Here is a 12,947-nt window from a genome sequence, read left to right as displayed (position 1 = left end):
CAGTCTCTCTTACGCGCGAAGTGGGATAATATCCTACTTGACGCGTAAGGTCCATCAGGAGAAGAAGCTGCTACTCCGCCGCTTCGGCCGTTTCCGTTTGCACCGGCAGTCCCAACCACTGCCGGCAATCGGCGCGTGCGCGTGATGTGATGGCGTGGCGCTTGGCAACGGTCTTGTCCTTGCCGCGCATGCGTTTGCCCTCGGACTTCGGCGCCTCCACGGGCGGGAATAGGCCGAAATTGACGTTCATCGGCTGGAAGGAGCGTTTTCCCGGTTCGTCATCCGATACGATGTGGCCACCGGTGATGTGGTTGAGCAGCGCGCCGAACGCTGTGGTGAGCGGCGGCAGCGACGGCGCCTGGCCGAGCCGCTCAGTGGCGGCGAAGCGGCCGGCGAGCAGGCCGATCGCAGCGCTCTCGACATAGCCTTCGCAGCCGGTGATCTGGCCGGCAAAACGTAGTCCCGGGCGCGATTTCAGTTGCAGCGAAGCATCGAGCAGGGTCGGCGAGTTGATATAGGTATTGCGGTGCAAGCCGCCGAGCCGGGCGAAATCGGCGTTTTCGAGACCCGGTATGGTGCGGAACACGCGCACCTGCTCGGCATGCTTGAGCTTGGTCTGGAAACCGACCATGTTGTAGAGTGTGCCCAGCGCATTGTCCTGCCGCAGCTGGACGACGGCATAGGCCTTTTCCGTCGGGTTGTGGGCATTGGTCAGCCCCATCGGCTTCATCGGCCCATAGCGCAAAGTCTCGACGCCGCGCTCGGCCATGATCTCGATCGGCAGGCAGCCGTCGAAATAGGGCGTGCCTTCCCATTGCTTGAACTCGGTCTTCTGGCCGTCGACCAGCGCCTGGACGAAAGCAAGGTACTGGTCCTTGTCCATGGGGCAATTGATGTAGTCCTTGCCGGTACCGCCGGGTCCGACCTTGTCGTAGCGTGACTGAAACCAACAGATGTTCATGTCGATCGTGTCGAAATGGACGATCGGCGCGATCGCGTCGAAGAAGGCGAGCGCATCGGCGCCGGTCGCCTCCGCAATCGACTGGGCAAGCGAAGGCGCGGTCAGCGGACCGGTGGCGACGATCGCCTGGTCCCAATCCGGCGGCGGCAGATCTGGCACTTCCTCGCGCTGGATGGTGATCAGCGGGTGGGCTTCGAGTTTTTTCGTCACAGCATCGGAGAAACCGTCGCGATCGACGGCAAGGGCACCGCCGGCCGGCACCTGGTTGGCGTCGCCGGCGCTCATGATCAAGGAGCCGGCCAGGCGCATTTCGGCATGCAACAGGCCGACGGCGTTGTTTTCGGCGTCGTCGGAGCGGAAGGAGTTGGAGCAGACCAGCTCGGCCAGGCTATCGGTCTTGTGTGCATCGGTGCCGCGAACGGGTCGCATTTCATGCAGGATGACGGGAACGCCGGCCTGCGCTGCCTGCCAGGCGGCTTCGGAACCGGCGAGGCCGCCGCCGATGATGTGGATGGGATTTTTGCTCATGAGCGTCGGAATAATCGCTTGATGCAGCGATTGCAATTGCCGTGCGTAGCGCAGGCAAACAGCGGTTCGGAGAATCAACCCCGAATATAACAACACCCGCCGGGGGAGGAGGTCCGGCGGGTGTCGTTTTTTGGGTCGACTTTCGGGAGGAGGTGAAGGCCGACCGTATTCGTCATCGCCGGGGAGGAGGTCGGCTTTGACGAAAACTCTTTCGCTGTTTTTACGAGGGGCGAAACCTCTGGGGCAAAATCAGCCTTGCCCCGGGAAAACAACGCCCGCCGCGGGAGGAGGTGCGGCGGGCGCCGTTTTTGTGGTCAACCCTCGGGAGGAGGTGAAGGTTGACCGGATCCGTCAAGGTCGGGGAGGAGGTCGACCCTGGCGAAATTCTGGTTAGATCGCCCGGCGGGCGATGACCTTGATTTCGTCGCGGACGATACCGAGGTCATGCAGCTGGCGGTTCGAGAGGCGACCCAGCTCGGTAACCGTCTCGCGATAAACGCGCCAGTTACGATAGTTGCGGATCAGGTTCATTGTCGTTCTCTTTTTCAAAACTGGTTCGGACCATTCGCGGTCCGAAGAATTAGACCGCCTTGCGAGCGACGTAAGGAATATCGCTGCGGCTAATGCCGAGGTCGGTCAGTTCGCGGTTGCTCAGGCGGCTCAGCTCGGACACGGTGTCTCTGTAGCGGCGCCAGTTGCGGTAGTTGCGGATCAGGTTCATGGTAGTTCTCGTTTCGTCTTTCTTGCGGATCATTCCGTTTGTGTACGAACCATAAATAGGCGGGCCTATATCGATTTAAAAGCGCTATGGCTGCATGGCAGCAATGCAAATTGTGCAATGCAGCATTAACGCGCGTTCACGGACCTGACACAAAGAAACCCGAATCGGAAAATGCCGCAGCGTCAACGGTTTGACCTCGTCGGCTGACAAGAAGACCAAACTGGGGAGAAGCGGCATGGCGGGTTATTCGTCGCGGGTCAGGGTGGATATTGCCCGCTGGCAGCAGGCCGGGCTGATCGATGCGCCGACGGCCGATTCGCTCGCACGCGATATCGAGGCTAACGAGCGCAAATCGCTCAGCTTCGGCTCGATCCTGGCGATGATGGCTGCCTTGCTATTCGGCGCCTCCATCCTGATTTTCGTCGCCGCCAACTGGGACACGGTTCCGCGGCTGGCGCGCGTTCTGGCACTCTTTGCGGTCATCGTTGGCGGCTACATCGGCGGCGCGGTGTTGAAAACGCGCGACCATGCGGCGATCGGCGAGGCGCTGTGGATCGTGGCCGCAGCGGCTTTCGGCGGCTCGATCGCGCTTATCGGCCAGATGTATCATCTGTCCGGCGACGAGGCGTCGGCTCTGGTCACCTGGGGCACAGGCACGGCATTGGCGGCGGTGATGTTGCGTTCGAACCCGCTGACTGTCGCTTCTGTCGGCATTGCCGATGCCTGGCTGTTTCTGAGAGGCTTCGACTATTTCAGCCGCAGTGAATTTCCGCATGCCTTCGTCGTCATGGCGACCGTGCTGTATGCCGTCTCGTTTTGGACCCGCAGCCAGCCGGCGCGGCACCTGATCATCCTGTCGGTGTTGTCCTACCTGGTGCTGCTGATCACGAACCACGACACGCTGCAGGTTGCGATCCCGCTGGTCATCGTCTCGGCGCTGCTGTTCGCGGCCTCGGTCCTGGCGCCAGACCCCGTCGACAGGATCGTGCAACTCGGCGGCCGCTTACCCTTGCACGCGTTGCTCGGCTTCCTCACCGGCCTGGCGATGATCGAGTTCGAACTGGCCGATGAAAGCACCTACAACAGCGGTTTCGCCATCGCTTCGGTCATCGCCCTGGCCGGCATCGTCGCGGCAATCGTGCTGGCGGGACGGGAGAGCCGTGGGTTGCGCTGGCTTGCCTATGCCGGTTTCGCCTTCGAACTTGCCATCATCTATGTCGTGACCTTGCAATCGATGCTCGACACGGCCGGCTTCTTCCTGGCCGCCGCGGTGCTGCTCGGCGTCCTTGCACTGGTCATCATCCGCGTGGAAAAACGCATGAAGGGTCCAGTCGCCGGGGGAGTCGCAGCATGATGACCGGGAAAAGACTTGTTGTCTCGGCGCTGGTGCTGGCGCTTGTCCAGATCGGCTTCCTGGGCTGGATCATCGCCGGCCGAGCGGCGATCCTGCGCAACGGCAAGGAAGTGCTGCTGAAGGTCGAACCCATCGACCCGCGCGACCTCCTGCGCGGCGACTATGTTGTCCTCGGCTACGAGATTTCGCGAATACCGGTGAAAATGATCACCAACATTCCGCCCGGCAAATTTTCGAGCGACGACACCATGATCGTCGTCCGCCTGAGCAAGGGCGCCGATGGCTATTGGCAGCCGATGACCGCCTGGTTCGGCAAGGCGCCGACGCCGGCCGCTGCCGGCGAGGTTGATATCGTTGGCCATGTCGCCGAGGGCTGGGATCTTCGCGGCGATGTCACGACCATCGCGCCGGACTATGGCATCGAGCGCTTCTACTTGCCGGAAGGCGAGGGGACGGCGATCCAGAACGACATGCGGGTGCGGCCGTTCGGCATCCGGCTCGCGCTCGCCAGTGACGGCACCGCGCAAATCAAGGCGCTGGTCGACGGTGACAGGACGCTGTTCGAGGAACCGCTATATTAATAACGATGGATGCCGGTGATCGGTGCGAACAGCGCGGCGCCGGAATGGACTCATTTTTGTATCAACTGTGGTACCCCGCCGGGCGGAGCGTGTGCCACTATACGAAATAGCCAATAGATTGTTCGCAAGAAAGTTCACTGACTCAGGGATGGAGAACTCCGCTGATCAACTCCGGACCTTACTCGTCTCGGCGATGATTTTGGGATAGGGGCCAAGCAATATTGTGTAGCTAAAGTCTGCAACGCCTTTTTCCTGCTTGTGTATCGAGGGGCTGCGCACAACCCAGTCATACACGCCAGAAACCATGCAGCGATCGTTTGCACAGGTGACCACAATGCTGTCATTGCGGACGTTATATGCGCGTTCGGGCCATCGCTGGTAATATTTCCTCTTGTCCTGAATGATCGAACTCAGGTTCGTCAACTTGCCATAATAGTCGACCGTGCGAGCGTAGGACGCCTGAACTTGAGCAAGAGCGAAATCGTCGTTGTCGCCATGATGCTCGAGGAGATCCTTGACGAAGGCGACCGCAGCGCTCTCCGCCTGTTGCCTTGCGTCGGGTGCAGGCATTGGCACGGGCGCAGGATCTGGCCTCGTCGACACCTGCGATGTATCTGCGGGCGATTGGTTCGCTGCGACATTGGTCACACGTAACTCTGCCATTTCGCCGGCCGATAGATACCTTATGTCATGATTGTCATAGCTCGAAGCCAATTCCATCAGCTTGGGGTCCACTCCCATCTCGACTACATAGGATGTGATTGCGGCCGTTCCGAGCTGGACACGGGCCTTTGCTTCTTCTCTGGACATCCCGTCAGCCGGTTTCAAAAACGCCCGATGAACGCCTATAGAGCCTGGTTCGGCAACACGGTGGACGCCGCCCAAGAAGGCCAGTGAGCAGGCTGAAGCGCACTGCAATTGGCGAACCTGAAGCGTATCCAACCCCGCCGCGCGGATCATACGCCCCAACCGAAGCGCGCTGCCGACATTGCCGCCGGGGGAGTTGAATACGATCATCCGGGCCCCGCTGCTCACAACCGCGTTGCTAAAAGCGTTCAGGGGTTCATTGTTGTTGAACTCGCCGGAAACAACAAGAAACGGCTGCTGCCCTGGAGACGAAGCAGGCGTGTATTCTAGGGCCTCAACTTTACATGTTGCTGCCGCGACAATTGACGCTACCGCCACAACTAGAGAAACTACTCGCACAGCCCGACAGCGCCCCAACCTGCCTGCCGCAAGTAAGAACCTGTCAACGAACTATTTCAAGGGCCTTCATTGAAAGTTGGATTTAATTCGAAGCGGTCATTGGCCTAAAAATTGGTGCGGATGAAGGGACTCGAACCCCCACGCCTTTCGGCACTGGAACCTAAATCCAGGGCGTCTACCAGTTCCGCCACATCCGCATGGACCGGCAATCCCATGTAGCCATCATTCTGTCAATGTCGGAGACAAGATGTTGGGTCAGAGACAAGATGTTGGATCAGGATCAAAATGTCGGTCATTCGCCGAAATGCGAAGACTGTTGAAAATTGGCCTCGCCTGTGACAAAAGGCGTGTCAAATGTGACGGGACGCGCCGATCCGCTTCTGCAGAATGTGATAAGAAGTAGGAAAAACAAGAACTTATTCACATTTTGGAACGCAGTTTGGGAGAGTTTGAGCCGGATTTTCGGTCAAATCGCCAGGTTCCGTACCAAAAGCCATTCCCGGCAAGAATATACCGGCAGGCTGTAAACGGCAGAGGCCGTGCAGTCTCATTGGTGAAAACAAAGGTTTTACGATGCAGGTCACCGAAACGCTCAACTCCGGTCTCAAGCGTGAGATCAAGATCACCGTGCCGGCCGGTGACATGGAAGCCAAGCTGATGGCACGGCTTTCGGACGCCAGGAACAAGGTCCGCATCAACGGCTTCCGTCCCGGCAAGGTGCCGGTGCAGCACCTGCGCAAGGTCTACGGCAAGTCGTTCATGGCCGAAGTGGTCAATGAGATCCTCAACGATTCGACCCGTTCGATCATTACAGGGCGTGGCGAAAAGGCTGCCATGCAGCCAGAAGTCATCATGACCGAGGACGAGAAGGAAGCTGAGAAGATCCTGGCCGGCGGCGCCGATTTCGAGTTCCGCCTCAACTACGAGGTCATTCCGGCGATCGAGATCAAGGACTTTTCCGACATCAAGGTGACACGCCAGGTGTTCGACGTGCCGGACAGCGAGATTGACGAGCAGGTCCAGCGCGTTGCCGAATCGGCGCGCAGCTACGAGCCGAAGACCGGCAAGGCTGCCATTGGCGACCGCGTCTCCATCGATTATGTCGGCAAGATCGACGGCGAAGCCTTCAATGGCGGCGCCGGTACCGATCAGCCGCTGGTGCTGGGCTCGAAGGAGTTCATCCCCGGCTTCGAGGATCAACTGGTCGGCGCCAAGGCCGGTGACGAAAGGCAGGTCACCGTGACCTTCCCGGAAAACTACCAGGCGGCGCATCTTGCCGGCAAGGAAGCGACCTTCGACGTCACAGTCAAGGAAGTGTCCCAGCCCGGCGCGCTGGAAATCAACGATGAGACGGCCAAGAACCTCGGCCTGGAGTCGCTGGAGCGCCTGCGTGACGTCGTGCGCGGCCAGATCGAAAACCAGTTCGGGGCCATGACGCGCCAGAAGGTCAAGCGCCAGCTGCTGGACCAGCTCGACGCGTCCTACTCGTTCGAGGCACCGTCGAAACTTGTCGATGCCGAGTTCAACAACATCTGGGCGCAGGTCGTTCGCGACCTGGAAGCGGCCGGACGCACCTTCGCCGACGAAGAGACGACGGAAGAAGAGGCGCGCGCCGAGTATCTGCGTCTCGCCGAGCGCCGCGTGCGCCTCGGCTTGGTGCTGGCTGAAATCGGCGAGAAGGCCGGCGTCACCGTATCGGACGACGAGCTGCAGCGCGGCCTGTTCGAGCAGGTGCGCCGCTATCCCGGCAACCAGCAGCAGGAAGTCTTCGAATTCTACCGCAACAACCCGGAAGCGCTGAACACGCTACGGGCGCCGATGTTCGAAGAGAAGGTGGTCGATCATCTACTCGGCCAGATTTCGGTTACCGACGTCAAGGTCAGCAAGGAAGAGCTGATGGCCGACGACGAGGGGGACGAAACCGCCGCCAAGGCGAAGCCGGCGAAGAAAGCCGCCGCCAAGAAGGCTGACGAGAAGAAGGCCGACGACGCCGAAGAGACCAAGAAGAAGGCCGCGCCGAAGAAAAAGGCCGCCAAGGACGCCGAATAACACCAGCGCCCTAGCTAAAACAGGAAGGCCGCCCTCGGGCGGCCTTTTTCGTTGCCAAACTGCAACAGCCGCGACACTTCGCGCGGTACGGCCTGTGGCGACCAAGCTTTGATCATTATCTGCGCTTCTATTGCAGCCGCTTGGGTTGTTGGAGGACGTGTTGAAGCTGTTCGTCGAAATGGGACACGCTGCGGCAATTGCCCTGGTGCTGGTCTCGGTATGCGGCATTGCCCGTGCCGAAGCGGTGCTTGACATTTGGCGGTTCGAAACGGGCGAAGACGGCGTCGTCACGGCCTCGCTCTATGCCACCAACAAGCTGATCACCGGTGGCGGCGCCTTGAGCTACAGCCCGATCCTAACGATTGCCTGCAGGGCAAACGGGGAGCCGCATTGGACCGAATGGCTGCAACTGAATGACGGTGTCTCGGCCAGCCGCAAGATCACCATGTCGGTGACGGTCGATCAGGGCAGCAAGTTCGACGAGAGCTGGTCGGTCGGGCCCCGCGGCAGGATGCTGGTGCGCGATGGCGCCGATGGCATCAGGCGCCTTGCTGCCGCGAACCGGCTCCAGCTATCATGGCGCTTCGGGCTGCTTTCGGGACGCGGCGAGGCCGACTTCAACCTCGCCGGGTTCGGTGAAGCGGTCAACCAGGTGGCCGGAAACTGCAACGCCGACCCGCCGTGACCGGATCGACGGGCCAAAGCGGCATTGTTTGCTCAAGCGCTCACCTTTTGGAACCCACCACTTAGATTAGCAGCAGGCCCTTCATCGAGGCGTTGCCCTTGCGACCGATGATGATATGGTCATGCACAGCGATCCCCAGCCGCTTGCCGGCGTCGATGATCTCCTTCGTCATCTCGATATCGGCGCACGACGGCGTCGGATCACCTGAAAGATGATTGTGCATCAATCTTGAGAAACGACGTAACAGCTTGAAAAAGCGTCGAAAAATGAGATTGGCGGAAGGCGTTGATGCCGGTAATTGAGAGCGGTTAATCATGGGTCCCCGTGAATGTCACGCGCCATCAGACTGGTTCATGGACGGGCGGCGGCACTTCACGATACTCTGTTGCTCCTAAGCCTTCTTGGCCGCACGTGGCCCAAAGCGGACGTGAAGACGTAGGTGCACCCCAGCCTGCCATTTGGATGGCCAACTTAAGAGCCAAGTCGTCATCAAACGCTCTCGGGGCTGTACATATCGAATGGAAACGTGATCCTAAATACCCCGTTATCAGGACCTGCGTTCTTCGCTTTCACCAGAGTTGCGATAGTCTCAGATGCAAAACGCTCTATGGGGTGTGACAGGATCAGCGAAATCGTACCGTCTATCAAAGCAGCCCGCGTATCTTCAAAGAGTTCATAGCCTACGGTAACGAAGTCTTCCCGTTTTGGAGTAGCCCTGAGTGCGGCTATCGCACCTGTAACACCACCCCCTGAGATGAATAGTCCGCACATATCCGGATGATCTGTCAGCAGCTTTTCGACATGTTCACGGGCAACCACGGCTGACTCGTAAGTTGGCAACGGTTCGAGCAGCGTGAATTCCGAATTATGTTCACGGAAGTAAGAACGAAACCCGCTTTCGTTCATTTCCTGGTTCCGCAATCGGTGGCTGCCGACAAGAATGCCTATCTTGCCCGGTTCCCGCACCATGCGGTCAAACGCCCAGGCAGCGGTGCGTCCTACTTTCCAATTATCGAGCCCGACAAAGCTGATGGCTCCCTTGGCCGTGAGGGGGCCGATAAGTGAAACGACCGGCACGCCGCTTTCAAGAACTGCGTCAATCGCGTCAGCAACGGCAGGATGCTGCGGCGCTACAATCGCAAGTGCTTCGCACCGCCCGCCGAGCGACTGAATATGTGCCGCGACTTTCTCCGGCGTGAGGTCTTCCATGTACTCGACCGTTAGATCGATATTGCAGGCAGGATAAGCTTCCGCAGCTTGCGCAATTGAATCGCCGAGTAGGCGATAGAAGCGTCTCTCCCGTCGCTGCAGCAAAACCCCGACACGGTGGATCACCTCTTGTGGCTTCGCCGCCTGCTTGATGGTGCCAAGTCCGTAGAAGCCGATTTCCTCAGCGGCTGCCAAAACGCGTGTGCGCGTATTGCTCCGGACCGATTCAGGCTCGGACAGTACACGATTGACCGTTGACACGGATACACCTGCAGCTTTTGCCAAGTCCGGAATGGTTGGTCTCTTCATGTCAAAAATTCCATTACTCTGGTTTCGGCGTCTCAAGAAATATCATCCATACAAATTTTCGAAACGATTTGAGACGATTTTCCGAAGAGATAGTAATCCATATTGACCTGAAAGATGTCAACGTAGCATTCATTACGCGTTGACAGTGCTCAGCGATCTACGAGCTGTCAGCGCTTTTGGGGGGAGGCCCAGCGCACAATTGGGACGAGGAGGCTCAACGTCGTTGTGTTGAGATCGCGGACCTGCGCGTGCCTACCGGGATCGGCCGCACGGCCAAAAAAGGCAAAAAAGTATGACGAGCCGCAGCCATGCGGCTTTAACCTGAGGAGGAATTTCGACATGTCGTTCACCAAGAAAATCGCCACCGCAGCCATGGCATTCATGCTGGCATCCAGCGCTCATGCGGGTGACACGGATATCGCCGTCATCGTGGGTTCGGCCCAAGATGGCTTCTGGAACATGGTCAAGAAGGGCGTCGATGATGCTTCGCTGATGGTCAAGGCCAATGGCGGCACCGTCAATTTCATGCAGACCCAAAACTATGACAACTTCGGCCCGGACCTCGCTTCGCTAATCGAACAGGCTGTAGCCCAGGGTGCTAAAGGTATTGCTATCCCGAACTGGCTGCCAGAATCCGAAACCCCTGCCCTTAAGGCCGCGCGGGACAAGGGCGTGGTGATCATCTCCTTCAACGCTGGCCAGAGTGAGATGGATAATTACGGCTCGCTAAACTATTTCGGGTCGGACGAATATCTGGCAGGTGTTGAGGGTGGCAAGTATCTCGCTTCTCATGGTGCAAAGAAAATCCTCTGCCACATCCAGAACCCAGGTGCCGTAAATCTCGAGACCCGCTGCAAGGGCGTTCAAGACGGTGCAAAGAAGGCTGGCGCAGACACCTTCATCCTCCGTGTTCCTGCTAACCTTGACCAGGACATGAATGGTACCTCTGAAGCAATCAAATCCGAGCTGATCGCCGATCCGTCCATTGACGCCGTCATCACGCTCGCTGCATGGGCTGCAGATGCTGCCGCTAGCTCCATCGATCAGCAGAGCAAGGCCGGCAAGATTCAGCTTGGCACCTTCGATATGTCCGCCTCGGTTCTGGATCGCATTTCGAAGGGCACCCAAACCTTCGCAATCGACCAGCAGCCTTATCTGCAGGGGTTCCTCGCAACCTCCATGCTGTTTGCAAACCTGAAGTTCGGCACTGCGATTGCAACGAAGCCGGTTCTGACTGGTCCGGCGATTGTCGACAAGACCAATGTTGCTTCGGCAATCGAAGGCGTCAAACTCGGCGCACGTTGAGGCTGGCCCGAGGCTGAGACCTGGCCGCTAACTTGGCCGGGTCTCATCCATGCTCCCTCTATGCAGCTTCGTCTGCGCTAACTGAGGATTTTGCTTCCATGACCGCCACAAACCAAAGAACCAGCACCGTTGAAACACCCGCCATCGAGAGTGAATCGGCCATTTCATCCATTAAGGCCTTTTTTCGCACCCCTGCCGCTGGTGCTTTCATGGGTTTCGTGGCTGTATTCATCCTTTTTGCGATGTTCGGATATAGCCGCAACTTTTTGTCCGTAGCTGGTGTAACTACGTGGGTGAACTTCGCGTCACTCATAGGAATGATTGCAATTCCGGTCGGGTTCCTGATGATTGCCGGTGAACTCGATATTTCAACCGGTGCTGTACTTCCCGCGTCCACGATGACAGTTGCGATTGTCTGCGAGCACTATCAGATGCCTGTGCTTGTCGGTGTAGCTGCAGCGCTTGCCATCGGTGCACTGATCGGCTTCATCAATGGATACATCGTAACTCACACGCGCGTGCCGTCGTTCATCGTGACATTGGCGACGCTCTTTGCAGTGGCAGGCATCACGCTCTACCTGTCGATCTTCTTCATCAACAACACCAATTCCTTCTATCACGCGCCAGATTGGGCAAAATCGCTCTTCGGCGGAAAGGTGTATGGCTTCAATTCTTCCGTCTTCTGGTGGGGTGGGCTTATCGCAGCCTTCGTCTTCTTTCTGCATTACTCTCCGAAGGGAAGCTGGGTCTTCGCTCTTGGTGGAGACCAAGAAAGTGCGAGAAACGCAGGTATTCCTGTAACCAGGATGAAGATTGCACTCTTCATGCTGTGTTCCATATCGGCGGCCTTTGCTGGTGTCCTTCAGGTGATGACATTCAGCTCCGCAACATCTCAGGCCAATTTTGGCCTAATCTTCAACACCATTATCGCCGTGGTCGTAGGTGGGGTTCTCCTCACGGGTGGTTTTGGTACTGTAATGGGCATTGTCTTCGGGGTGCTCACCCTTTCGATTGTTACCCAAGCTATTGGTTTCACGGAGATCGACAGAAACCTGTCCTTCCTAATTATCGGTGTCATGCTTTTGATCGCTGTCCTGCTCAACGACACGTTTCGTCATTTGGCCACCAGCTGGTCGACGTTCAAGAAGAAATAAGAGAGCGACAATGTCCGATAAGAAACCCGTTCTCGAATTTCGAAACGTCGACAAATCGTTTGGCCATATTGATGTTCTGAACGATATCAGCCTCAAGGTGGGTGAAGGCGAAGTGCTCTGCCTGCTTGGCGACAACGGCGCGGGTAAGTCGACGCTCATCAAAACGCTGTCTGGTGTCTATCAGCCGACGCGTGGCGAAATTCTGATGGATGGTCAGCCCGCACTTTTCTCCAGTCCCCGTGAGGCTCAGGAACGCGGGATAGCTACGGTTCACCAATTCGGCGGGACATATCCATTGATGTCCATAGGACGCAACTTTTTCATGGGTTCGGAGCCGACAAAGGGTTGGGGACCGTTCAAGTATTTCGACCGTAAAACTGCCAACCTAGTGGCGGTCGCAGAGGTTCAGAAAATGGGGATCACACGCATCACCGACGGGGATCGTTTGGTCGGTGGCCTTTCCGGAGGAGAGCGCCAGTCGCTCGCGATTGCCCGTGCTGTCTATTTCGGAGCCCGTGTGCTCATTCTCGACGAACCGACGGCAGCCCTCGGCGTCAAGCAGGCTGCTCACGTACTGCGTATCGTCAATGAGGCCAAGCGTCGTGGCCTCGCGGTCATTTTCATCACCCATCAGGTGATGCATGCCATGGCAGTGGGCGATCACTTCGCAGTGCTCATTCGTGGTGCAATCGCGGCCGACTTCCGCAAGGGGGAAAAGACACGCGAGCAGATCGCTGATCTGATGGCCGGTGGTGAATCCATGGCCAGTCTCGAAGCCTCACTTGAAGGGTATATGGAGACCCATGACGGTCTTCCGCCACCGCCCGCTCACTGAGTGAATATTGGCATAGCCGACAAGTAGTGGAATTTGTTGAATGGAAGCGG

At 58.0% G+C, this 12,947-nt stretch carries 12 protein-coding genes, 1 tRNA gene and 1 pseudogene; 7 read left to right on the top strand and 7 right to left on the bottom strand.

Annotated features, from left to right (window positions below; translation table 11 throughout):
- Window positions 1-70: 70 nt before the first annotated feature.
- The 3 genes from trmFO to NKH57_RS08630 form a co-directional block, all read right to left on the bottom strand.
- A complete protein-coding gene (trmFO, locus tag NKH57_RS08640) occupies window positions 71-1,489 on the bottom strand; it encodes a methylenetetrahydrofolate--tRNA-(uracil(54)-C(5))-methyltransferase (FADH(2)-oxidizing) TrmFO (protein WP_352943522.1) in 1,419 nt (472 codons plus the stop codon).
- Between the two features lie 390 nt (window positions 1,490-1,879).
- Window positions 1,880-2,020, bottom strand: a complete 141-nt coding sequence (locus NKH57_RS08635; protein ID WP_023757605.1) for a DUF1127 domain-containing protein — start codon at window positions 2,018-2,020, stop codon at window positions 1,880-1,882.
- Window positions 2,021-2,069: 49 nt separating this feature from the next.
- A complete protein-coding gene (locus NKH57_RS08630; RefSeq protein WP_013531315.1) occupies window positions 2,070-2,210 on the bottom strand; it encodes a DUF1127 domain-containing protein in 141 nt (46 codons plus the stop codon).
- Between the two features lie 235 nt (window positions 2,211-2,445).
- On the opposite strand from NKH57_RS08630, the gene NKH57_RS08625 reads away from it, so the two are divergent.
- Window positions 2,446-3,564 carry a DUF2157 domain-containing protein gene (locus NKH57_RS08625; RefSeq protein WP_352943519.1) on the top strand — a complete coding sequence of 373 codons (1,119 nt, stop codon included), beginning with the start codon at window positions 2,446-2,448 and terminating at the stop codon, window positions 3,562-3,564.
- Window positions 3,561-4,145 (top strand): GDYXXLXY domain-containing protein, encoded by a 585-nt coding sequence (locus NKH57_RS08620; protein WP_352943517.1) that lies wholly within the window; start codon window positions 3,561-3,563, stop codon window positions 4,143-4,145. Before NKH57_RS08625 ends, NKH57_RS08620 begins: the two co-directional genes overlap by 4 nt.
- Window positions 4,146-4,310: 165 nt before the next feature.
- Here the strand turns inward: NKH57_RS08620 and NKH57_RS08615 are convergent, their stop codons facing one another.
- On the bottom strand, window positions 4,311-5,162 hold the full coding sequence (locus NKH57_RS08615; protein WP_352943515.1) for a COG3904 family protein: 852 nt from the start codon (window positions 5,160-5,162) through the stop codon (window positions 4,311-4,313).
- Window positions 5,163-5,463: 301 nt separating this feature from the next.
- Window positions 5,464-5,548: transfer RNA gene (locus NKH57_RS08610), tRNA-Leu, on the bottom strand.
- Between the two features lie 376 nt (window positions 5,549-5,924).
- Between NKH57_RS08610 and tig the strand changes: the two genes are divergently transcribed.
- Both tig and NKH57_RS08600 read left to right on the top strand, forming a co-directional pair.
- Window positions 5,925-7,400 (top strand): trigger factor, encoded by a 1,476-nt coding sequence (tig, locus tag NKH57_RS08605; protein ID WP_352607007.1) that lies wholly within the window; start codon window positions 5,925-5,927, stop codon window positions 7,398-7,400.
- Between the two features lie 160 nt (window positions 7,401-7,560).
- Window positions 7,561-8,085 carry a hypothetical protein gene (locus NKH57_RS08600; protein ID WP_352943513.1) on the top strand — a complete coding sequence of 175 codons (525 nt, stop codon included), beginning with the start codon at window positions 7,561-7,563 and terminating at the stop codon, window positions 8,083-8,085.
- Window positions 8,086-8,146: 61 nt separating this feature from the next.
- On the opposite strand, the pseudogene NKH57_RS33850 reads toward NKH57_RS08600, so the two are convergent.
- Together NKH57_RS33850 and NKH57_RS08590 are read right to left on the bottom strand one after the other, a co-directional pair.
- Window positions 8,147-8,311, bottom strand: a pseudogene (locus tag NKH57_RS33850) (JAB domain-containing protein); the annotation flags it as partial.
- A 263-nt stretch (window positions 8,312-8,574) separates the two neighbouring features.
- Entirely contained in the window at window positions 8,575-9,603 is a 1,029-nt protein-coding gene (locus NKH57_RS08590; protein ID WP_023757598.1) for a LacI family DNA-binding transcriptional regulator, read from the bottom strand.
- A 339-nt stretch (window positions 9,604-9,942) separates the two neighbouring features.
- Here NKH57_RS08590 and NKH57_RS08585 point away from each other — a divergent pair, with 339 nt between their 5' ends.
- The 3 genes from NKH57_RS08585 to NKH57_RS08575 all read left to right on the top strand — a co-directional run bounded on the left by NKH57_RS08585 (window position 9,943) and on the right by NKH57_RS08575 (window position 12,897).
- Complete coding sequence (locus NKH57_RS08585; RefSeq protein ID WP_023757596.1) at window positions 9,943-10,908, top strand: substrate-binding domain-containing protein; 966 nt, start codon at window positions 9,943-9,945, stop codon at window positions 10,906-10,908.
- Window positions 10,909-11,006: 98 nt separating this feature from the next.
- Window positions 11,007-12,062 (top strand): ABC transporter permease, encoded by a 1,056-nt coding sequence (locus NKH57_RS08580; protein ID WP_084025143.1) that lies wholly within the window; start codon window positions 11,007-11,009, stop codon window positions 12,060-12,062.
- A 10-nt stretch (window positions 12,063-12,072) separates the two neighbouring features.
- Window positions 12,073-12,897, top strand: coding sequence for an ATP-binding cassette domain-containing protein (locus tag NKH57_RS08575; protein ID WP_023757594.1), 825 nt, complete (start codon window positions 12,073-12,075; stop codon window positions 12,895-12,897).
- Window positions 12,898-12,947 lie beyond the last annotated feature (50 nt).

Origin of the sequence: Mesorhizobium sp. M1050 (assembly GCF_040318715.1) — a bacterium.
Classification (GTDB): Bacteria; Pseudomonadota; Alphaproteobacteria; order Rhizobiales; family Rhizobiaceae; genus Mesorhizobium.
This window is presented reverse-complemented; position numbering and strand designations above follow the sequence as displayed.